Source organism: Bacillus cereus group sp. MYBK220-1, assembly GCF_051916445.1.
Lineage (GTDB): Bacteria > Bacillota > Bacilli > Bacillales > Bacillaceae_G > Bacillus_A > Bacillus_A cereus.
The window spans coordinates 809830-831270 of record NZ_JBQAGQ010000002.1; the positions used below are offsets into that span (position 1 = coordinate 809830).

Genomic DNA, 21441 nt, shown 5'->3' on the forward strand with positions numbered 1-21441 from the left:
GAATATGCTGAAAATTTAGTATGATAGTAAAGTGAAACTGTAATCAATGGGTAGGTGTAACTCTCACTGGTTATGAGCTCGCAAATAGCGGGGAAAAGTATATACATCTTGGATAAAGGGGAACAAGGGGATGACAAACATAGTACAGACAAACGGTATGAAAAAACTTGTTTGTTTTTATGAAGAGTGGCAAAAACACGGCGATGCAGAGAATAGTTTAAAGTTGTTTGAGGTAATTCAAAAATATAAACAAGAACAGCTTATGATAGCGTTCTGCGGTCACTTCTCTGCAGGGAAATCAACGATGATGAATCATCTATATAAAGCGCAGTTGTTACCGACAAGTCCAATTCCGACAAGCGCTAACGTTGTCAAAATTGAAAAAGGAATGGATCGTGTTGTTGTAACGGTTAAATCTGGAGAGCAGTACGAATATGACGGTGCATATTCAGCAGAAGAATTAAAACAAATTTGTAAAGACGGCGATGAAGTAATTGGTGTTCATATTTATCGAAACGACGCGCCGATTCCTGAAGGGGTTATGTTAGTTGATACACCAGGGATTGATTCAACAGATGATGCCCATCAATTAGCGACAGAGTCGACACTTCATCTGGCAGATGTCATTTTTTATATGATGGATTATAATCACGTCCAATCGGAAGTGAATTTACAATTTGTTAAAGAATTGAAACAACGTAATAAAACGGTTTATCTCGTTGTAAATCAAATAGATAAACATAAAGAAAATGAATTATCGTTTGAGAATTATAAAGATAGTGTAAAACAATCATTCTCTAACTGGGATATTGAAGTAGATGGTGTTTATTATACGTCATTACGAATGATGAACCATCCACATAATGAAATTAGAAGCTTAGAAGCGTTAATTACTTCTATTATGAAAGAAAAAGAGCAGTATGTAAGGACTGGAATGGAGCGAGAAACAGAATATTTAATGGGAGAACATTTCTCGTTTATTGTTTCTGAAAATGAAAAAGCTCTCTTGAAATATGAGGAAGAGTTAGCATCACCACTTTCTATTTCAGAGGTAGTTGAAAAGAAGGAAGAGTTAACGGAAGCGAAAAATCGTGAGGCAAGTAAAGAATCTTATGTGAGAAATGAATTTATAAAAGGTTTACAAGCTATATTAGATAACGCATATTTAATGCCGTTTGAAATGAGAGAATTGGCAAATGCATATTTAGAAACGAAATTAACAAAATTTAAGGTCGGTTTGCTATTTGCGAAAGGAAAGACGGAGCAAGAAAAACAAAGACGTGTAGAGGCGTTTTATTCTGCCCTTCAAAAGACTGTTGAAACGCAGCTTGATTTTCATGTGAAGGAATTTATTGTAGCCTTCTTAAAAGAAGAAGGATTGTTCACGGAGGAAATTGGGAAAGACATATATGGGTTAGAAATTGCTTTCGGACCAGAAATGTTGGCTGAAGTAATTAAACAAGGCGCAGGTTTCACAGGTGATTACTTACTTCTTTATACAGCGGATGTAGCGAATGAACTGAAGAAACGTTATTTTATAAAAGCGCAGCAAATTTTTGATAAAAGTGCGGTCGTTTTAAAGCAAAAGGTGAGAGAAGCAGTTGCTCGTATTGAAGAAGAGATTGAAACATATACGATGCTGCAAACGGCGAAAGAAACACAATTACAATACAGTAACAATTTGGAGGCATATGAAGACTATTTACGAAATGTTTGGCACGATCATGTTGCTACGCCTGAAGGGCTGCAAATAGATGAGATATTGCAAAGGGAAAAGCAAATTGTTAGTGAGAAATTTACACTACAAGAGCAGGAAATCGTAAGCGATAACGTAGCGGTTCATGAAGAAGAGCTGAAAGGAACGGCGGCTTTAAATATTCAGCGGATATTAGAGAAAGTGAAAAAAGCTGAAACGATATTAGAGCCATTGCCAGCGCTGAAACATGTACAGCAAGAGGTAATAGAGAAAAGAAGACGTGTGGAAACAAAACAATTTACAGTAGCGTTATTCGGGGCATTTAGTGCTGGAAAATCATCATTTGCCAATGCCTTACTCGGTGAGAAAGTACTTCCTGTATCACCAAACCCGACGACGGCAACGATTAATCAAATTTTGCCGGTTACAGAGGAAAAACCACACGGAACAGTAATTGTTCAGTTTAAATCAAAGCAAGCGTTATTAGAAGATATGAAAGCTGTTTATAAGCTGTTTCATTATGAGATTGCTACGTTAGATGAAGCGTTAGCACAAATTGATAAAGTTATGAAATATCCTTCACCAACTGGGAAGCAAAAAACAACATTTAGCTTTTTACGAGCGGTACAAAAAGGGTATGATGCAGTTTCTACTTATTTAGGAGAACAAGTACAAGTTACATTAGAAGAGTTCTCTGATTATGTAGCGAATGAAGAGAAATCATGCTTCGTTGAGTATATGGAACTTTATTATGATTGTGCTTTAACAAGGCAGGGAGTAGCGCTTGTAGACACACCTGGAGCGGATTCTATTAATGCTCGCCATACGGATGTTGCATTCCAGTATATTAAAAACGCAGATGCTATTTTATTTGTAACATATTATAACCATGTATTCTCTCGTGCTGACCGTGAATTTTTAATTCAGCTTGGTCGTGTAAAGGATACTTTTGCCCTTGATAAAATGTTCTTCTTAATTAATGCGGCGGATTTAGCAGAGTCTGAAGAAGAACTTGAAATGGTAAAAGGTTATATCGCAGATCAGCTGCTGCAATACGGTATTAGAAATCCGCGTTTATTTGCAATTTCAAGTTTATGTGCGCTTGAAGAGAAACAAGGAAAGAATGTTGAAAAAGAGAAGTATGGTATTTTACAAAACTCTGGGATTACGAAGTTTGAGGAATCATTTACGTCCTTTATGATGAGAGATTTAATGCTTGTTTCTGTGCATGCTCTATATGGTGCTTTGCAAGGGGCAGATCAGCTTTTAGTAAACATGATAAAGGGTGCAAAACAGGGGAATGAAGAGAAAGAGAAGCAAACGAAAAAATATGAAGCAGAGCGTGATCAACTACTTCATATCATTTCATCATATAGTGTACTTGCTGAAGAACAGGCGATGCAAAATGAAGTGAAAGAGTTGCTTTATTACGTGCAACAGCGTCTATTCCTACGCTATAACGATGTGTTTACTGAATTTATTAATCCGGCGTCACTTCGAACGGATGGAAATGTGAAAACACAATTGCAACAGTGTGTTATGGAATTAGTAGCATTTATTCAGCATGATTTATTGCAAGAAATGCGTGCGACATCATTACGCCTTGAAAAATGGATAGACGAAGCGATGAAGCGTGCAAAGGACGAAATTGCAGTGAACTGTAAAGTAGAAAATGAATCAATTTCTATGAATGGAACAGTGGAGTATGAATATAAAGATATTACACATAAAGAACCGTTCCCTTCAGTTGAAATAAAAGATTTCAAAAAAGCACTGGCACATTTTAAAAATGAGAAAAGCTTTTTTGAAAAGAATGACAAAGCTTTTATGCAAGAAGACGCTAAATCTGTATTAGAACCGTTCGTATCAAACTATGTAGCTGATGAAAAAGATTTATTTGTTCATCATTATAAGCAAGAGTGGGATATGAAGTGGAACTTATTCCAAAAAGTGATGCAGCAAGATGTGATGAACTATTACGAAAGTATATTGTTTGCATTGGCTGAAACGATCGATGTATCTCTATATGAACAAAGTAAAGAACAATTGCAAAAGCAGTTAGTAGAGATTGAAAAAGAAATTTATGTTATATAGTCGTTATGAGAAAAAGATTCGTTCAATTTTCTTTTGCAGTACAGTATCTAAAGATTTTACAAATCCAGCAAATTCATCGGTAGAAATCATATGAGTAAGAACGAGTCGTCTGCCATCTGGTGTTTCACCGCATAAGACGAATGAAGAAAATTCATATGTTTTGTTTTCAACTACTAATTTTGGATAGGAATACGTGTCGCTTTTCTTCTTCTTTCCATCAATAGAGATGACGTTGCATTTTTTCTCATTGTTGTCCATGGTGAATCCCTCCTTTCTATTACTTATGGTAGACAAGGAGGGTTTAGAACAATAGAGAAGGGGGAATTTTTTATGTCTGTTGTAATAGAATGTATTCCAAAAGAGGCTATACCGAAGTCTCTATTGTTACTTGCTGATCCAAGTGAACGGCAAATAGCTACGTATGTACAAAGAGGATTAACATACGTAGCTAAGCAGGGGGGGAGCGTTATCGGTGTATATGTTCTTTTGGAAACAAGGCCAAAGACGATGGAAATCATGAATATTGCGGTTGCAGAGCATTTGCAAGGAAAAGGGATTGGGAAGAAGCTATTAAGGCATGCTGTAGAAACTGCTAAAGGATACGGTATGTCAAAACTTGAAGTTGGTACAGGCAATTCTAGTGTTTCACAACTTGCTTTATATCAAAAATGTGGATTTCGTATTTTTTCTATTGATTTTGATTACTTTTCGAAGCATTATGAAGAAGAGATTATTGAAAATGGGATTGTATGTCGTGATATGATCCGGCTTGCAATGGAATTGAATAAAAACGTATAACTATTTAGGGGGAAGAGAAGATGGAAGTACATAAAGCAATTACAGCACATTCTCGTAAACAAAATGAAAGTGTAAAAGCATGTTTACAATTAGATGCACAGCGTGAAGCAGCTATTGAAGCTGCCGTATCTCTTGCGTCAAATGGGAAAGAATTTTCGGTTGATGTCATTAATGTTGTAACGAAGCAAATTAATGATCTTGCAAAAAATGGTGTTACCTTGCAGCGTAAATATGTTACAGAAGAAATGGTTATGGAGTATGTAAGTCGTTTGAAAGAGAAAGAAGGTCTTTAAAGATGATAGTTACAGTCGAATGGTTACGTGAGCATATAGAAGATGAGAATGTCCGTATAATCGATTGTCGTTTTGATTTAGCGAATCCTAATTGGGGTAGAGAAAAGTATGAAGAAGGACATATTCCTCATGCGTTATATTTTGATTTGAATTTAGATTTATCAAGTCCTATAGCAGAACATGGTGGCCGCCATCCTTTACCAAATATTGAGGAGTTTGCAGACAAGCTTTCGGAGGCTGGTATTGATGAACATACGAAAGTAATTGCGTATGACAGTCAAGCCGGTGCAAATGCTGCTCGTTTATGGTGGTTATGTAACTATGTAGGACATGAGAAAGTATATATATTAGATGGTGGTTTCCCGGCTTGGAAAGAGAATGGACTACCGACAACAACGGAAATTCCTGTTGTTATACGAAAAACATTCAAAACAAACATACAAGATCATATGCTTGTAACGATGGAAACGGTCAGAGAGAATATCCGTGCAGGTGCGGATGTTACATTAATTGATTCTAGAGAGCCAAAGCGTTATGCTGGTGTCGAGGAACTTGTCGATCATAAAGCAGGTCATATTCCGACAGCGGTAAACCATTTTTGGAAGGATGGAATGTTGCAATCAGGACAATTTAAGAATGGAGCTGGGCAACAAGAACGCTTCCAAAATCTTTCGAAAGATAAGGAAACCATTGTATATTGTGGTTCTGGTGTTACAGCGTGCCCAAATATCGTTGCATTAAAATTAGCTGGATTCCAAAATGTTAAATTGTATGCAGGTAGCTGGAGTGATTGGATTTCTTATCCAGAAAATCAAATTGCAAAAGAAGAAGATTAATCACTTGCATGCAAAAATAATTTGTATTAAAATAAGGTCACAAGCAAGAGATTGCTCGAAAAACTTTGTATTTTACACATTGGAAACAATGTGATAATATAACGACAAGTAAATAATACATCCTGCGGTGTACGTAACTTATTTATGTCTAAAACCGATGTTAGTTATACGGAAGCTCAATATTTAGCGACCATCATCAAGCCTTCCTTGTGGAGGAAGATGTACGGTAACTGTGAGGGCATCCACCTGCGAGTAGCGGGTTTTTGGACATTTACGAGGAGCGGCACGTGCGGGGGTCTTATTTCAACTAACCTTATATAAAATTCCTACGGTGTACGTAGCTTATGCATGTCTTAAACCAATAAGTTTAATATGGAAGTTCAATATTTAAATGTAGCTAACATGCCATCTTTTTAAGAAGGAAGTTACAAACATTTGTGAGAGCATCCACCTGTGAGAGCAGGTTTATGGACATCTAGAGAGAACGGCATATGTGGGGCTATATAAAAACCTTACGTTTTATACGTAAGGTTTTTTTGTTGCATAGATATATCAATATTATCTTGATTCACCTGTGAAGTTTCCGTAATAAATGTAGCACTTTCTGTCTTCATCAATCTCTCTTGAATCTAAGGAGAACTCCATAGACATGCCGTCTCGCTGAATATATATAATATCTGAATGAAGAGATGGTAAAATTTCTTCATAGTTCCATACATCTTGACTATCTATTATGTTTGAACTCGTTTCACTTAGTTCTCTAATTTCAAAACCGATGTAGGAGTATGTAGGGTCTGAAGGGTCATTTGCGAAAACTTCTTTTTGAATATAAATAACTGCTGTTCCGTCTGGATCAACCGAAGTTGCAGTAACGATATAAGTATTTTTCTCTTTAATAAAATATTCACAAGTCATGCGTGCGATAATTTCAGAATTAGAAATATTGGCGTAGTTCCATAAAGCAGGATACCCTTTCGTTTCATCATTAAGTCGATATTCTAAGCGCATTTAATCCCTCTTCTTCCTTTTTCTTCTACTTTATCATGCCATCCTATATAATAGGAATAGAATTTAAAAAGGGGAGTGCGAAGGTGACAAAAACGAAATGGCTAGTAGGTGGTGTCGTAACGTCTTTAATGACTGGCACTTTATTTGGTTGCGCACAAGATCTTCCCCCAAAACCGAATGATAATAGTTGTTCTGATTGGGATTGGGATGATGAACTTGGGGTATGGCAGTGTGATGATAGTAGTTCAGGTTATCGTGGGCATTACTTCTATGGTGGGCGATACTATCAAAATAAATCCACTTTTAAAAATTCATCGGCGTTTAAATCGTATCAATCGTCTGCTGAATTTAAAGGTGGAATTGGAAGCGGTTCAAAGGGAGGATTTGGGGGCTAAAATATGTCGCAATACATAAGGGATAGAAAAGAATTTTATTTAAAATATCCGAATTTTTGGTCGGATTTATATGAATGTGAGTATAGTTTGTTTCATGTTTTTTCTATAACAAATCAGACTTTGGAACAATTACACTTAGCGACTGAACGAATGGGTAAAATATTTTTTAAGACTGCTAGACTTTTGCGAAATTTAAGTGACGAACAGCTTCTTGAGCTTGGTTTTCCTCCTGCGAGCTTATCATTCATTAGAATGAAAGGGCTTTATCCTGAATCTGTAATTTCGCGATTTGATTTTGCCGTAACAGAGGATAACAAAATCAAAATGCTTGAGTTTAATAGTGATACACCAACTTTTATTGTGGAATGTTTTCAAATGAATGGGAAAGTATGTGAAAATCTAGGCTATGATGATCCAAACTCAGATCAAGAACGATTGCTATCTTCTGGTGTAACGAAAGCAGTAATGGAAGCGACAAAGGGATTAGATAATCCAAATGTTGTTTTTACAGCACATCATGAACATATCGAGGATTGGAATACCACTATGTATTTAAGTCAGCTATGCCATGTTGAAAATAAAGTAGTGCCAATGTCAGAACTTAGAATTACAAAAGATGCTCTAGTTGATAAAGATGGGGCGAAGATTGATGTTTTATATCGCCAAACATATCCGATAGAAGATTTAATTGAGGATCAAGATCCTGAAACAGGAGATTTGGTAGGTGTGGAACTGCTGCAACTTGTAAAAGCCGGAAAGCTTTTTATAATAAATCCTTTGTCAGCATTTTTACTTCAGCCAAAATCAATTCAGTGTCTTATTTGGGGGTTAGCAGAAGAAGAGGTCTTTTATACAAACGAGGAACAACAGTGGATTAAAGAATATATGTTGCCTACATATTTAGAACCAGATTTATTTTTAGGAAAAGGTTCTTTCGTTCAAAAACCTTCATTTGGGAGAGAAGGAGATACAATTACGATTCGCGATAAAGACGAAAATATTATGCTTCAAAATGCACACCAAACATATAAAGCGTCACTGCCGATATTTCAAAAGTATATCGAACTGCCAGTCGTATCCTTGGAAACAGAAAAAGGGATCGAGAAACTGTCATATGTGTTTGGTTCGTTTTTAATTGCTGGAAAAGCGAGTAGTATCGGTATTCGCGCGGGAGAAAAGATTACAGGAAATGAATCGTACTATTTACCGGTAGGTATAAAAAGGAGGGGGAAAAATGATTAATTTTTTATTATATTTAGCAGTAACACTTGGACTTTTATGTATTGGTCTGTTCTTGATGGAAGTGACAACGAAAGTTAAGGAATTTAAGTTAATGGCTCAAGGTAATAAGGCGGTAAGCTATGTGCTTGGAGGGCGATTACTTGGGTTAGCTATCGTTTTATATTCGACAGCAGCTAATTCAATTTCACTTCTTGATATGATTTCGTGGGGAGCAGTTGGGATTTTGGCTCAAATTATCGTCTTTTATTTAGCTGAGTGGCTTACACCACGCTTTAATATAAACAAAAGTCTCGAAGAAGATAATCAAGCAGTCGGTCTTTTTCTTATGTTTTTATCGCTTTCAATTGGGATTGTAATTGCTGGTTGTATAACTTATTAAAAACTTTACGTTTAAACGTAAAGTTTTTTATTTTATTCCGTAAAAGACCGATTGGTGAGGGCTAATAATCAGTGGGGGATGAACAAAACCCCCACTGATTAAAGTTTCACTTTATATACGTTAGTTTGCCATACCATTTGAAAAAATTGTAGGCTACGGTTGACATCTATTTTAAATAAGAGTAACATTTTCAATGTAATGAAAATAAGTCTCTGTTAGGTGAGGCTCCTGTATAGAGAAATGCTACTGCCCAAAAATGTCGAGAGACGCCAATGGGTCAACAGGAATGATCGAATTAAGGTTTTTCTTAACGTAGCTGGTAATGTACCTATGCTATACAGTGCTAAAACTCGGTGAGGGAGAGGTCCGTAGATTTCTAATTATATTAGAAATCGTTTATTTGTGTATGTAATGGCCGCTACTCTCTTAAGGGTAGGGGTCTTTTTTGTTACCAAGCTATGAGTAATTTCATATTATAAACTATAAAATTAAACGAGGAGGTGAGGAGCATGTCAAATTCTGACTCGGTTCCGTTACCCATATACTTCAAATCAAAAATATATGATGTAGGCAGGAAACGATTTGTTCCTCCCTCTATATTTATCACAATATAGCGTTTATAAAGCGCGAGACACTTTCACAGTAAAGTGGATAAATTGAGAAACAAAGCGTTTCTTCCTATGTTGTAAAGGAGGAGACGATAATATGTTATATGCAAACAAAACTGTGGGTAACACGTCATATAAACTAAGTAAAAAATCAATAAAAGAACAAACAATGCTCCAAAAAAATAAAGATTTATTAATTGAAATTGCAACAAGAGATGTAAAATCTGTATTTGCATATTTTAAAACAACAAGAGACGGACTATCAATGAAAGAGGCACAAAAACGTATTCAAGTATATGGCCGAAATGAACTAACTTCAAAAAGAGCACTTCTTGCAGAAGTAATGATGAAGCTAGGTGGCATGATTCCAGGTTTTTCAAAACAACGTGTGTGTGATGAATTACAACGTGAAACGATTACTGTATCTAGAGTAGAATGTTCTAGTAGTACAGGGCTAAATAGTGAACTGAAAATGATGGAGATACCTGTGCAAGAACTTGTACCTGGAGATATGATTTTTCTTTCGGCTGGAGATGCTGTGCCAGCTGATGTACGTATTATTTATGCAGATGATTTATTAGTGAATGAGTCTGTGTTAACGGGAAACGAAGCGAATATAGAGAAGTTTGAGAGCTGCTATCACCTTGAACGTAAACGGTTTATTCCATTAAAACGGATGAAAGATTATAATCCACTTGAGCTTGAAAATGTATGTTTTAAAGGTTCGCATATTGTTAGTGGAAATGCAAAAGCTATCGTTGTTTCTACTGGAAAAAATACGTATTCAGGCATCTTGCATACTTGTTGTAGTAGAACGTCTTAATGTGTTAATGATGCTAAATATACAAAAACAATGTATAATAGACAAAGTTGAGCAAAAACGTAGAATGGTAATCTATTTATATAACCTTACGTGATAACGTAAGGTTATTATTTTTTTAATAGGAGAGGAATTATGAAAAAAGTATTATTAGTTGATGGTATGGCACTATTATTTCGTGCTTTTTACGCAACAAGTGTCTACGGACAATTTATGAAACGACAAGATGGAACCCCTACGAACGGGATTCATGGTTATATGAAACACTTATTAACAGCTACGCAAGCGATCGAACCAACACATATCGTTACATGCTGGGATATGGGAAGTACGACATTTAGAACAGAATCGTTCTCGAATTATAAAGCAAATCGTGCAGCGCCACCAGAAGAATTAATTCCTCAATTTGATTTAGTGCAAGAAATGACTGCAAAATTATCCATTCCAGTTATCGGTATGAAAGGCTACGAAGCCGATGATTGTATCGGTACGCTTGCAAAACAATATTGCAATGAAGCTGAAGTTTATATTTTAACAGGTGATACGGATTTACTTCAACTTGTTGATAAGAGCGTTACAGTCATGCTTCTGCGTAAAGGAATTGGAAATTACGAATATTACACACCGGAGAAAATCATGGAAGAAAAAGGTGTAGAGCCGTGGCAAATCGTCCATGCAAAAGCTTTCATGGGAGATACAAGTGATAATTATCCAGGGGTAAAAGGTATCGGTGAAAAAACAGCGTATAAGCTTATTCAAGAGCACGGAACAGTATCCGCTGTACTAGAAAATGTAGAATCATTAACAAAAGCGCAGCGTACGAAGATTGAAAGTGATTTAGAGAACTTAAATATTTCGTTACAATTAGCCCAAATTCACTGTGAAGTTCCAATTTCATGTTCACTAGAAGAAGGATTACACACAATGGATGAAGAAAAACTTAGATTTGTTTGTGAAGAAATGAATTGGGGAAGACCTGAAATATTAATAAATATGCTATAAATAGTTTGGGAAGAGGGATGTTGCATAAGTCGAACTTTGACTTGGTGACACCTTCTTTTTGTTTTTGTAAACAGTATGATAATAAATAAAATTATGTCGAACTCAATTTTAAATATATAAATATTTCGACAAGATATAATGATAAAAGTTGATGAAAATAATAACTTTTATCATGAAGTGAATTAATTTCAACATAGTTTTAGATAATCATTTTTTCGTGTTCACAAAGTTGTCAGAAAATAAACGAGATTTTCATATGAAGTTCAAATAGAATTCACAACAATCAATTATTATAAGAACACACAGATAATTCTTTATCTTTTATATAAACCATCCCCCAAGGAGGACAATGAAAATGAGAAAAAAAGTGAGAAAATCGTTTAAACAATTATTAATTGAAAATAAACAATCACTATTAAATAATAAAGAAAATATGAAAGAAATTGAAGAGAGAATTGAGAAACGACATGTAGCATATAGTGGTGCCAGTAATTAAATAAAATAAAAAAGATAGCCTATGTAGGCTATCTTTTTTATTTTATATTGAAAAAACGCTATTTAGCTCTTTAATTTTGTAAATATGCAAGATATTTTTATAGCGTTTTTCTATCAATATTACTCATTTTTCGAGGTTGAAATTGGTATATACCAATTTTTGAGATTTTCTATTCAAAATATTACAAAAAATGTTACAATACACTCAAATTTATACTATAAAATCATTTTAATATGAAAAATTGGAATGAAAAGAAAGGAGAGGAATATGAATAAAGATGTCGCTTTGAAATGATTATTATCATTTCATTAGGAGTTGATGTAAAAAGATGAAAAGATACGAAGAATTGGACTCTATAAGAGGGATTTCTTCATTAGTAGTAATGATTGGTCATCATTTAATGATTTTTTCAGCATTTCAAAATTACAGTTATGAAGATAATAAACCATTTGTTGTGTATCTATTAAAAGAAACGCCTGCTCGTCTAATTTTTAGTAGTGGTAACGAATCAGTTATTATCTTTTTTGTTTTGAGCGGATTTGTTTTGTATGAATCTATTCAAAAAAACTATAGTAGCTATGGGTCATACCTTTTAAAACGTATATGCAGAATATATATTCCTTATATTGTGGCAATAATTATAGCTATTGTATGCCAGATTACAATTAGTGAATATGGTATTTCTTATTTAAGTGAATGGTTTAATCGCTCATGGACGATTGAAAGTTCTTCAAGCTTAATCGCACAACATATTTTATTGGTTGGGAAATATAATACAGATGCATATAACGGTGTGATTTGGTCACTTGTCCATGAAATGCGAATATCAATAATTTTCCCGTTAATTTTGATGATTTGCTTACGAAAAACGTTAAGGTGTTCATTACTATTATTGTTTAGTTTTAGTATATGTTCTGTCGTAATATTATTTTTGTTTCGCTCGGGCTTAACATTAACAAGCTATGCATTAACATTGCATTATACGGTGCTGTTTTTACTAGGGGCACTAATTGCGAAGTATAAAAATAAATTAATAGTTTTTTATAGTAATTGTACTAAAAACACGAAAATTGCATGGTTTTTATTTGCGATTTTACTTTTTATGTACGAAGGACTTATTGGAGAAATGAAATTGCTCAATAATTTTATATTTCGAGACTACGTAGTGGCGATAAGTGCATGTTTATTTGTCATATTAAGTTTGTCAATATCAACTTTGTCGTCCTTGCTACATAATAAATATTTGTTATATTTGGGGAAGATTTCTTACAGTCTTTATTTATACCATATTATATCGTTGTTTTCCCTTATATACATGCTCCATGAAATATTACCGTTGCCTATTATTTTAATTTTTTCACTTGTTTTTTCGTTTATACTTGCAATGCTTTCGTATGTATATGTAGAAAAATTTGCATTCGGAGTCGGAAAGTATGTAACAAAACAAGTGGATAGAAGAGAGAAAGGGTTATCTGTAAAGAGTGACTTGCAGGATGTTATTCAGAAAAGGGCGGTGAAATAATTGAAGCAAGAAATGAGTATAAAAGATTTTCAACAATTACTGAAAAGAAGATTCGTAACGATTATTTTAACGATGTGTTGTTTAACCGCTTCTTTAGTTCTTATCTCTATGTATGTTTTAAAGCCGTCATATCAATATTCAACGCAAATTCTTGTTGGGAATTTAGATGAGTTTAATAAGGAAAATTCAACAAATAAAACACAAGAAAATAAGCAACTAGTAACATCGTATGTTGATATTTTAAAAAGCCCATTAATTATATCAACAGTCAAAAAAACTTTGAAATTAGAGCAATCAAGTTATGAATTAGCACAAAAAATCTCGGTTGTGAATACGGACAACTCACAAATTGTAACTGTTACAGTAAAAGATTCCAATCCGAAAATCGTGAAAGACATTGTAAAGACATTGGCAGAGCAATCACAAAAAAGCTTTCAACAGTACACAAATGTACAAGGGGTGAAAGTATTAACTGATCCTGAGTTACAGGAACAGGCTGAAAAATTGTTTCCGAAATTTCAACTGATCATTCCTATTTCTTTAATTGTTAGTTTTTTTGTTGGGATAGGTTTAGCTGTATTTCAAGATTATTTTGATGAACGTATATACACGGAACAAGATTTAGAGAAAATAACAACAGTCTCTGTTATTGGTCACATAAATATGGAACCAAATAGAAAAAAGAAACCTACAGAGGTTGATAAAAAATCATCTATATATCGAGGTGAACATGTCGATGTTTAGGACAAAGAAGCAGCTTCCATTCAATTTGCATGATGATCTGATGAAAGAGCAGTTTTATACGGTGTATCACGAGCTGAAAAAATCCGGAAAACAACTGTTCACAGTTAGTTCAACGAAGGACAGAGGTGTTGTTGCCTCGCTTATAGTAAATATGGGTCTAGTGTTTGCGGAAATGAAAAAAAAGGTGTTACTTATTGATGTGAATTTTTCTGACCCTAAACTACATGTATTATTACAAAGTGATCACATGATAACAGTAAACGATATAATAAGCTCTTCCTCCTGCAATTATGAATCTTTTTCTAGTAATTTGTCTAATTACTTATATTGTATTCCTGCAAAAAAAACAGTACATACAGGGACGCCTTTAGTTGCTATGGATGAATTTGATAATGCGATTGCTAAGTGGAAAGAAGATTTTGATTACATTTTCGTTTATTCTTCTGAAGTATTTGAACTTCCTGCTACGCACATTATTGCAGGGAAATGCGATGGAGTGGTTTTAGCAGTTAAAAAGCAAAAAGATTCATTACGTACAGTGCAAAAAGTAATAGCGGATATAAATAGGAAAGAATGTGAATTAATAGGTATAATTTTATATTCTTGAATGTGGGGGTAACGATCCATGATTCGTGAAACAAATCAAGCCAAGTTGTATACGATTCCGGCTCAAGAAAAGCCTAGCATATTGAATCGAAGTGTAAAACGCTTGTTTGATATTATATTTTCAATCATATTGTTACTATTAACAATACCAATTATGTTGTTCTTTTGTATTATGATTACTTTAGAAACATCAGGGGCTCCAATATACTTTCAAGAACGTTTAGGTATAAACGGGAAGAAGTTTAATGTATTTAAATTAAGGTCGATGGTAAAGGATGCTGAAATGAACGGACCACAATGGGCAAAAGAACATGATCAAAGAATTACAAAAGTTGGATTGTTTATAAGAAAAACGAGAATTGATGAATTACCACAGCTCTTAAACATTTTAAGAGGAGATATGTCTTTTGTAGGCCCTAGACCAGAGAGAGAGTTTTTTTATAATGAATTTGATGCGTATATTCCAGAATTTAAGGAACGTTTAATAGTAAAACCAGGATTAACAGGATGGGCACAAATAAATGGAGGGTATAATCTTGATCCAAAGGAAAAGTTGAGGCTGGACATGGAGTATATTGAAATGAAAACATTTCGGATGGACATCCGTATTTTATGTAAAACCGTTTTAATTGTATTGAACGGTAATGGTGCAAGATAAATATATATGTAAACAAACAACATATGTAAGTAGGTTACTTGCAAAGGAGAACTTGTATGGGTAGATCTATTCTAAGCAATATTATCCATCTATTTTATAGTACGATTTTAGCTAACCTTCTTCAGGCCGTCAGTTTAATTGTTTTAGCAAACTTTTTTAACGCACAACATTATGGGATGTTTAGTGTTGCCATAGCAGTGACGTTTGTTATGTTATTTTTTACAGACTTAGGACTTAGTAATACGTTTCTTCGAGAAGGGGCAAAGGATGGAGCAGATTTAGAGAAGATTTTATCATCGTATATAAAAATAAGGATGATTCTACTTATTTTTATTTCTATCATCGGTTATATTGCTATTCATTATATGTATGCGGATAAAAATTTAATTTATATGATGATAAACGTAATGTTTTTCATGTTAATAGGATTAACTTGGCAAAACATAGGGATTGCCTATTTTCAACTGACGGAACGTATGAAGTATATAGCGCTCATAAAAGTTGTATCAGCATCAGTTGTCATTATAATTACATGTTTTTGTATTTTCGGAGAGTTACCGGTGTATGTAACAGCTCGCTTATATGCTTTTGGGTATATGATTGGTGGTTTATTCAGTATATATATCATGAGAAGAAAGACGAAAATGAATATGAAAGTCGTAATTCATAAAGCGTTATTTTGGCAATTAACTCCCTTTATTATTAGCGGTTTTTTAATAATGAGTACGCCACAATTAGCGCCTATCTTGCTTAACTATACATTGCCATTAAGTATGGTAGGTGTTTTTGCAGTGGCGTACCGGATGCCGGCAGCTTTATATCAAGTACCAGGGGTAATTGCAGGTGCATTTTTTCCGGTGCTCTTTAAGCATTATAACCAGAATAATATAGAAGAGCATACGAAATTAAATTTACTTCAAATTAAATCAATGGCGATTGTAGGAATATGTATGGCGATCGGTTTATATCATTTAGCACCATACTTTATTTCTATATTTTTTCATGAAGAATGGAGGAATGCAGTAGAACCAATCCAAATATTATCATTTCTTATTGTGCTACAAAGTTTAAATATTGCCATTGCTGACGGTTTAACGACGAGTGGTTGTCAAAATAAGAGGACTGTTGTGCAGTGTGTAGCATTGGTGATAGGTGGGGTTATGCTTTATAGCTTTAGTAGTCTTGGTGGAGTGATAGGAGCGGCATACGCTATGGTTTTATTTGAAATAGTCGCTTTAGTGGGATATATAGCGGTAAGTGTAGTGAAGAAAAAAATTGTATTCCAAATTGTAATACCGTATACAATTTATTTTGGTGTAACCTTTATTGGAGTGCAATATATATTGCATACATATCATTTAATTGCGCTTGTTCTTAATATACTAATTGTAGTAGCTGCCATATTCCTATATGATTATGAGCTAAAAAAACTTCTTCTTTCTTTTATAAGAAAAATACGCAAAAAGGATTATATTACGAAACAGGGGATATAGCCTATGGAAAATAATATGAAAGTATCAATGGGATGGATTATTCTTCTAATATTATTTGTCATGTTAAGTAAATACAATTTATATATTGGATTTTCATTGAAAATATATATGATTTTTTTAGTCATATATTTTTGTTTAACAATTAAAGACTTTCATATTCAAAAGTTATATTTTCATGAAGTTATATTTTTACTGTTTTATTTCATTTATTGTTTAAGCGGAATTCTTTCTATGTATTTAAATGCTAGTATTCGTATGATTTTTGGCGTGCTACTCGTTTTAGGATGCTATTTTATAATGAGAAATTTATTGGGGAATACTGAAATAGTGGTACTTGAATCATCTATTGCTTATGTAGGAATAGTATTTAATGTTGTAAGTCTACTACTCTATATAATCGGTTTACAATACTTTAGTTTATACGGTGGAGAAGAGAGAGAAATTTTTGCTGGATTATTAGTTGATAGAGGATATCCACGGTTAATTGGATTGCTAGATGATCCTAACATTTTTATTTTCTATAATACAATATTTTTTATGTACTATATGACGAATTTACAAAATATCACTAACATTCTAGGGTTAATTTTATGTGTTACGACGAGTCTATTAACCTTTTCAAGAGGGGGAATATTAGCGCTTGTGCTTGTCATTTTTGTATATATATGTATGTCTAGTTTCGCTAAAAAAATAAAAATAATTATGAGTTTAGTATTGTTTAGTGTAGTTATTTTTAGTTTATCGAATAGTGTAATGGGGGGCCAATTAGATGACATATTAAATAAACGAATTTCTGATTTTTCCCATGATAATGGAAGTGGTAGATTTACATTATGGGAAGCTGCTTTTAAATATTATTTATCCAATCCATATATCGGAATTGGTGCGTTTAACTTCTCGAATTATTATGAGTATCAATTTAATGAAAAATTATATGTACACAATACATTTTTAGAAATTTTGTCTGAGTCGGGTACAATTGGTTTTCTTCTATATAGTGCGTTTTTATTCATATTAATGTTTAAGTTAGCGCAGCATACTTTGTTTCGTGAAAAACCATACCTTCTATTGACTATGATTGCATTTTTATTTCAGATGATGTCATTGTCACTCATTATTAACGAAGCGTTCTTTTTATTTTTAGCAGTTGTTGTGAAGTATATTTCAATATATGAAGGAAGGGGAAAGATAGATGGTAAAATGTCTATCAGCACATAATAAGGCGCCTCATGTTTCTGTAATAACACCTTCTTATAATAGTAGACGATTTATAGGTGAGACAATTTTATCTGTACAGAATCAATCGTATGAAAACTGGGAAATGATTATCGTTGATGACTGTTCAACCGACCAATCTGCCGCAAAAATTAAAGAGATAATAGAAGGAGACTCACGTATTAGGTTATTATCATTAAAAGAAAATGTTGGTGCTGCTAAAGCTCGGAATTTAGCGATTCGAGAGGCGAGAGGAAGGTACATTGCCTTTTTAGATAGTGATGATATATGGTTGCCGCATAAATTGAAGACACAATTGTTATTTATGGAAGAAATGAATATTGCTTTTTCATATGCGTCGTATAGTTTAATTGATGAAAATGGTAATGAATTAAATCGCGAAGTGAGTGTACCAAAATCTGTTGACTATCATTATTTAGTAGGAAATACAATTATCGGGTGTTTAACGGTGATGATTGATCGTGAAAAAATTCCGTATGTCGAAATGCCTAGTGTACAGCCGGAAGATACAGCGTTATGGCTGAACTTATTACATGAAGGGCATGAAGCAAAAGGGATACAGCAAGTATTAGCGAAGTATCGAATTGTAGCAAATTCTGTTTCGAGAAATAAAGTTAGAGCAGCTTTTCGGTATTGGAAATTATTAAGGGACCAAAAAAGTCTTAATGCAGTGCAAAGCTTTTACTATTTTAGTAAGTATGCTTATCATGCTTATAAAAAAAATAAAATCAATGTAGTTGGGAAGACGCAATTATGAATATACTGTTGATGACTGATAAATTGATAACTGGCGGAGCCGAAAATTATTTCTGTAAATTAGAAAAAAATTTGCATTATGAGGATTTTAAGATTTATACAGCTGCAGGTGATGGAGAACTATATGAATCCCTTACTAGAAAAGAAAATTTTATATTACTTAGTCGATGGAATCATTTGAGAAATATTTATTATTTACGAAACGAAATTTGTAAACGAAAGATAGAACTTATTCATGCAAATAGTTTGCGAATGGTATTATATGCTTTTCTACTTCAAAAGTTTATTAAAAAAAAGATGAAAATTGTTTATACGAAACACAATGTAACGATATTAGAAAAGAAAATGCCAACGCTTTTTCGGTATTTCATGAATAAATATGTGAACAATATTATTACAGTAAGTGAGTTTGAAAAGAACAATTTAATTTCAATTCATGTAGCAGAAGAAAAAATAAATACAATTTATAACGGTGTTGATATTGAAAAGTTTTTATTCCAGCAGAAAAAGAAAGAATCTACATATAAAATAGGGATATTAGCTAGATTATCCAAAGAGAAAAACCATCAACTATTTGTCAAAATTGCAAATGTGTTGAAAAAGAGAAATGATTTTATGTTTTATATTGCTGGTGATGGACCAGAGAAAGAATCGATTATGAAAGAAATAGAAAAATATGGATTGCAGCAAAGGGTGAAGATGCTAGGGAATATTTCAGAGCCGCATGAGTTTATAGGGAATATGGACGCCTTACTTTTATTATCTTTTCGTGAAGTGTTTCCAATGGTAGTAATTGAAGCGATGGCTACAGGGACACCAATTGTTTCAATAGATGTTGGTGGAATACATGAAGCGGTAATAGATGGAGAGTCAGGTGTTTTGATATCTGAATATTGCGAATCGGAATTCGCAAGTGCGCTTGAGGAACTACAAGGGAATGAAGAAAAGGTAACTGCTATTAGATTGAAAGCACGAGAGAAAGCAATGAGATATTTCTCGTTAACTAAAATGATAGAGGAAACGAAAAATATATATAAAAAAAACAAATGACCGGGTAGGTCGTTTGTTTTTTTTATTATAGAAACTTTTAAGAGACAACTCACATATTATATGAAAAAGGTAATATGAGGAGTGAATTTATTTTGTCAGAATATATTTCATCCCAAGAAGATTGTGCGCCAGAAAGTAGCGTTCATATTGATTGTTTTGGCGCAGTTCCAAACTCGGGAAATGATAGCTCATTAGCAATTCAGCAAGCTATTGATTATTGTGTAGCGAATCGAATTTCGACGGTTAGAATTACAGGGGTAAATACGTACAAAATTGTAAAGCCGATTGTTATTAAATCAAACGTAAGATTAGAGTTGGATCCTACCGTAACACTGCAAATTGATGGGGATTTTAATGCATTTGAGCTACAAAGTAACGCTTCGATAGTTGGTGGTACTCTTCAAGTTATAAATCCATTGTTTCAATCTGCTGTTATTTATGTTTCTGGTTCACAACAAATCGAAGTACCTAATCAATCTGTTATATCAAATATAAATATAATAAATACAACTCCATCGTATAAAGGAAAAGCTATACATTTTTATTGTCAAAAGGCATGGGATTTTATTAGTTTCTTTCAAGTTAAATTTATTCAAATTAAAAACTTTCAAACTGCAATACATTTGAAGACAGAATATATAAATGATATCAATACACCTTGCTGGATTAACGCCAATGTATTTCAATCTATATTTATTGATGGATGTGTGTATGGGATTGAAGTAGATGGAAATAGTGATTTGCCAAATGAAAGTTCAGGAAATACGTTTCATGATATTCAAGTGCAATGTAGACAACAAACGGAAAAAGTAATTCGTTGTTCAGGTGCGTATAATACATTTGATTGTATGATCTGGGATACGTACCGGATGAGTAGTGAACAAATTGTTATTGAATTTTCTTCCAATTCTCATCGTAACTACCTTTTTTCAAATCTGCTTTCGACAACTATTGTAGATAAAGGACAATACAATGTTTGTAAGTCTACTTATGAAGAATCCCTACGAATTCAGTTACCTTTGACGTTAAATAGACCTCATTTAATAGGAAATCAAGATGATATTTTAGTAAATGCTCAGCAGAAATATAACGTTAAGCAAGTAAGTGGAAAAGTGCCGTACGGGGGAAATCTCACAAATTGCTTTAATTTAATAGATGAACAAAGTGTAAACTATATTGACGTTCCAGATAGTAATCCAGTTGTAATTGAAATGGATTTTACGAAAAAACCAATACAAATGTTAAATTGTTTTGGAATGTATTTTGGATGGGGAGAGAGCCCAAAGAAAATTAAAATTGAATATGCATTAAGTGCAACTGGAAGTTGGGTTATCGCGTTGGATGTTCCATTAAATGTTGGCGATACAATTATATCGAATATGAAGGCGGGTCAGTTATATAAAGTTAGAATTACATTAAGTGGTTATTCTCAAGATCATAAACGTTTTCGAATTAATCGTATCTTTGCAAGATCTTCTATGGAAAATGGGAGTGCTTGGTTAGCGACGACTGGCGGAAGAATGTTTGGAGATATTGAAATAGAGGCAAGTAAAGGTATAATCATGAAGACTGCTAGTGGAGTGAAATGGAAAGTTACTATTAATGAAGCTGGCCAACTTATTACGACTAAGATAACTTGAGATGTTGTTTAATTGTATATCCTTGGACGAGTTACAACGTAGTGGGATATAGGTAATGAAAAAGAGATT

Annotated in this window: 21 protein-coding genes, 2 other RNA genes and 1 riboswitch; of the genes, 21 read left to right on the forward strand and 2 right to left on the reverse strand. The window is 33.6% G+C overall.

The genetic code is table 11. The features are described 5' to 3' along the window. Positions 1-130: 130 nt before the first annotated feature. Entirely contained in the window at positions 131-3790 is a 3660-nt protein-coding gene (locus ACTFRU_RS11155; RefSeq protein ID WP_440037640.1) for a dynamin family protein, read from the forward strand. Between the two features lie 3 nt (positions 3791-3793). On the opposite strand, the gene ACTFRU_RS11160 is transcribed toward ACTFRU_RS11155, so the two are convergent. Beyond that, the gene (locus ACTFRU_RS11160) at positions 3794-4048 is read right to left on the reverse strand and encodes a DUF3931 domain-containing protein (RefSeq protein ID WP_000369740.1); all 255 of its coding nucleotides are present in this window, start codon (positions 4046-4048) and stop codon (positions 3794-3796) included. Between the two features lie 72 nt (positions 4049-4120). Here ACTFRU_RS11160 and ACTFRU_RS11165 point away from each other — a divergent pair, with 72 nt between their 5' ends. The 5 genes from ACTFRU_RS11165 (at position 4121) to ssrS (ACTFRU_RS11185) (ending at position 6221) form a co-directional block, all read left to right on the forward strand. Beyond that, the gene (locus ACTFRU_RS11165) at positions 4121-4588 is read left to right on the forward strand and encodes a GNAT family N-acetyltransferase (RefSeq protein ID WP_086395960.1); all 468 of its coding nucleotides are present in this window, start codon (positions 4121-4123) and stop codon (positions 4586-4588) included. A 20-nt stretch (positions 4589-4608) separates the two neighbouring features. Beyond that, complete coding sequence (locus ACTFRU_RS11170; protein ID WP_000451817.1) at positions 4609-4881, forward strand: YpbS family protein; 273 nt, start codon at positions 4609-4611, stop codon at positions 4879-4881. A gap of 2 nt (positions 4882-4883) precedes the next feature. Then, a complete protein-coding gene (locus tag ACTFRU_RS11175; RefSeq protein ID WP_071740361.1) occupies positions 4884-5717 on the forward strand; it encodes a sulfurtransferase in 834 nt (277 codons plus the stop codon). Positions 5718-5833: 116 nt separating this feature from the next. Continuing rightward, positions 5834-6016, forward strand: a non-coding RNA gene (gene ssrS / locus ACTFRU_RS11180) — 6S RNA. Positions 6017-6037: 21 nt separating this feature from the next. Next, a non-coding RNA gene (gene ssrS / locus ACTFRU_RS11185) (6S RNA) lies at positions 6038-6221 on the forward strand. A 54-nt stretch (positions 6222-6275) separates the two neighbouring features. Here the strand turns inward: ssrS (ACTFRU_RS11185) and ACTFRU_RS11190 are convergent. Then, positions 6276-6725: a hypothetical protein gene (locus ACTFRU_RS11190; protein ID WP_086395962.1), complete on the reverse strand. Its 450-nt coding sequence runs from the start codon at positions 6723-6725 to the stop codon at positions 6276-6278. A gap of 83 nt (positions 6726-6808) precedes the next feature. On the opposite strand from ACTFRU_RS11190, the gene ACTFRU_RS11195 reads away from it, so the two are divergent. The 15 genes from ACTFRU_RS11195 to ACTFRU_RS11265 all read left to right on the forward strand — a co-directional run bounded on the left by ACTFRU_RS11195 (position 6809) and on the right by ACTFRU_RS11265 (position 21372). Then, positions 6809-7120, forward strand: a complete 312-nt coding sequence (locus ACTFRU_RS11195) for a hypothetical protein (RefSeq protein ID WP_000169030.1) — start codon at positions 6809-6811, stop codon at positions 7118-7120. A gap of 3 nt (positions 7121-7123) precedes the next feature. After that, a complete protein-coding gene (locus ACTFRU_RS11200) occupies positions 7124-8362 on the forward strand; it encodes a glutathionylspermidine synthase family protein (protein ID WP_102956106.1) in 1239 nt (412 codons plus the stop codon). Then, positions 8355-8741: a DUF350 domain-containing protein gene (locus tag ACTFRU_RS11205; RefSeq protein ID WP_000606857.1), complete on the forward strand. Its 387-nt coding sequence runs from the start codon at positions 8355-8357 to the stop codon at positions 8739-8741. Before ACTFRU_RS11200 ends, ACTFRU_RS11205 begins: the two co-directional genes overlap by 8 nt. Positions 8742-8945: 204 nt before the next feature. Beyond that, positions 8946-9111: riboswitch (M-box (ykoK) riboswitch) on the forward strand. A 335-nt stretch (positions 9112-9446) separates the two neighbouring features. After that, entirely contained in the window at positions 9447-10172 is a 726-nt protein-coding gene (locus ACTFRU_RS11210) for a P-type ATPase (protein ID WP_000964949.1), read from the forward strand. Positions 10173-10304: 132 nt separating this feature from the next. Next, on the forward strand, positions 10305-11171 hold the full coding sequence (locus ACTFRU_RS11215; protein WP_000757075.1) for a 5'-3' exonuclease: 867 nt from the start codon (positions 10305-10307) through the stop codon (positions 11169-11171). 355 nt (positions 11172-11526) lie between these two features. Further along, entirely contained in the window at positions 11527-11667 is a 141-nt protein-coding gene (locus ACTFRU_RS11220; RefSeq protein ID WP_001228048.1) for an FbpB family small basic protein, read from the forward strand. A gap of 328 nt (positions 11668-11995) precedes the next feature. After that, positions 11996-13189, forward strand: a complete 1194-nt coding sequence (locus ACTFRU_RS11225) for an acyltransferase family protein (RefSeq protein ID WP_440037641.1) — start codon at positions 11996-11998, stop codon at positions 13187-13189. Beyond that, positions 13190-13933, forward strand: a complete 744-nt coding sequence (locus ACTFRU_RS11230; protein ID WP_000807054.1) for a YveK family protein — start codon at positions 13190-13192, stop codon at positions 13931-13933. Further along, complete coding sequence (locus ACTFRU_RS11235) at positions 13920-14540, forward strand: CpsD/CapB family tyrosine-protein kinase (RefSeq protein WP_002100874.1); 621 nt, start codon at positions 13920-13922, stop codon at positions 14538-14540. The genes ACTFRU_RS11230 and ACTFRU_RS11235 overlap by 14 nt, the downstream gene beginning before the upstream one ends. Positions 14541-14558: 18 nt before the next feature. Beyond that, a complete protein-coding gene (locus ACTFRU_RS11240; protein WP_000617648.1) occupies positions 14559-15197 on the forward strand; it encodes a sugar transferase in 639 nt (212 codons plus the stop codon). Between the two features lie 56 nt (positions 15198-15253). Further along, a complete protein-coding gene (locus ACTFRU_RS11245; RefSeq protein ID WP_440037642.1) occupies positions 15254-16690 on the forward strand; it encodes an oligosaccharide flippase family protein in 1437 nt (478 codons plus the stop codon). Positions 16691-16693: 3 nt separating this feature from the next. Next, positions 16694-17908 carry an O-antigen ligase family protein gene (locus ACTFRU_RS11250; protein WP_000429870.1) on the forward strand — a complete coding sequence of 405 codons (1215 nt, stop codon included), beginning with the start codon at positions 16694-16696 and terminating at the stop codon, positions 17906-17908. Next, complete coding sequence (locus ACTFRU_RS11255; RefSeq protein ID WP_000237694.1) at positions 17883-18683, forward strand: glycosyltransferase family 2 protein; 801 nt, start codon at positions 17883-17885, stop codon at positions 18681-18683. The genes ACTFRU_RS11250 and ACTFRU_RS11255 overlap by 26 nt, the downstream gene beginning before the upstream one ends. Continuing rightward, positions 18680-19732 (forward strand): glycosyltransferase family 4 protein, encoded by a 1053-nt coding sequence (locus tag ACTFRU_RS11260; protein WP_440037643.1) that lies wholly within the window; start codon positions 18680-18682, stop codon positions 19730-19732. The genes ACTFRU_RS11255 and ACTFRU_RS11260 overlap by 4 nt, the downstream gene beginning before the upstream one ends. Positions 19733-19824: 92 nt before the next feature. Continuing rightward, positions 19825-21372: a hypothetical protein gene (locus ACTFRU_RS11265; RefSeq protein WP_440037644.1), complete on the forward strand. Its 1548-nt coding sequence runs from the start codon at positions 19825-19827 to the stop codon at positions 21370-21372. Positions 21373-21441: the final 69 nt, after the last annotated feature.

Excerpts from the sequence above, each read along its gene's own strand:
- ACTFRU_RS11210 (WP_000964949.1), top strand. The coding sequence starts at position 9,447 with ATGTTATATGCAAACAAAACTGTGGGTAACACGTCATATAAACTAAGT.
- ACTFRU_RS11155 (WP_440037640.1), top strand. The coding sequence starts at position 131 with ATGACAAACATAGTACAGACAAACGGTATGAAAAAACTTGTTTGTTTT.
- ACTFRU_RS11165 (WP_086395960.1), top strand. The coding sequence starts at position 4,121 with ATGTCTGTTGTAATAGAATGTATTCCAAAAGAGGCTATACCGAAGTCT.
- ACTFRU_RS11200 (WP_102956106.1), top strand. The coding sequence starts at position 7,124 with ATGTCGCAATACATAAGGGATAGAAAAGAATTTTATTTAAAATATCCG.
- ACTFRU_RS11225 (WP_440037641.1), top strand. The coding sequence starts at position 11,996 with ATGAAAAGATACGAAGAATTGGACTCTATAAGAGGGATTTCTTCATTA.
- ACTFRU_RS11160 (WP_000369740.1), bottom strand. The coding sequence starts at position 4,048 with ATGGACAACAATGAGAAAAAATGCAACGTCATCTCTATTGATGGAAAG.
- ACTFRU_RS11220 (WP_001228048.1), top strand. The coding sequence starts at position 11,527 with ATGAGAAAAAAAGTGAGAAAATCGTTTAAACAATTATTAATTGAAAAT.
- ACTFRU_RS11255 (WP_000237694.1), top strand. The coding sequence starts at position 17,883 with ATGGTAAAATGTCTATCAGCACATAATAAGGCGCCTCATGTTTCTGTA.
- ACTFRU_RS11240 (WP_000617648.1), top strand. The coding sequence starts at position 14,559 with ATGATTCGTGAAACAAATCAAGCCAAGTTGTATACGATTCCGGCTCAA.
- ACTFRU_RS11235 (WP_002100874.1), top strand. The coding sequence starts at position 13,920 with ATGTCGATGTTTAGGACAAAGAAGCAGCTTCCATTCAATTTGCATGAT.
- ACTFRU_RS11215 (WP_000757075.1), top strand. The coding sequence starts at position 10,305 with ATGAAAAAAGTATTATTAGTTGATGGTATGGCACTATTATTTCGTGCT.
- ACTFRU_RS11170 (WP_000451817.1), top strand. The coding sequence starts at position 4,609 with ATGGAAGTACATAAAGCAATTACAGCACATTCTCGTAAACAAAATGAA.
- ACTFRU_RS11175 (WP_071740361.1), top strand. The coding sequence starts at position 4,884 with ATGATAGTTACAGTCGAATGGTTACGTGAGCATATAGAAGATGAGAAT.
- ACTFRU_RS11190 (WP_086395962.1), bottom strand. The coding sequence starts at position 6,725 with ATGCGCTTAGAATATCGACTTAATGATGAAACGAAAGGGTATCCTGCT.
- ACTFRU_RS11260 (WP_440037643.1), top strand. The coding sequence starts at position 18,680 with ATGAATATACTGTTGATGACTGATAAATTGATAACTGGCGGAGCCGAA.
- ACTFRU_RS11250 (WP_000429870.1), top strand. The coding sequence starts at position 16,694 with ATGGAAAATAATATGAAAGTATCAATGGGATGGATTATTCTTCTAATA.
- ACTFRU_RS11205 (WP_000606857.1), top strand. The coding sequence starts at position 8,355 with ATGATTAATTTTTTATTATATTTAGCAGTAACACTTGGACTTTTATGT.
- ACTFRU_RS11245 (WP_440037642.1), top strand. The coding sequence starts at position 15,254 with ATGGGTAGATCTATTCTAAGCAATATTATCCATCTATTTTATAGTACG.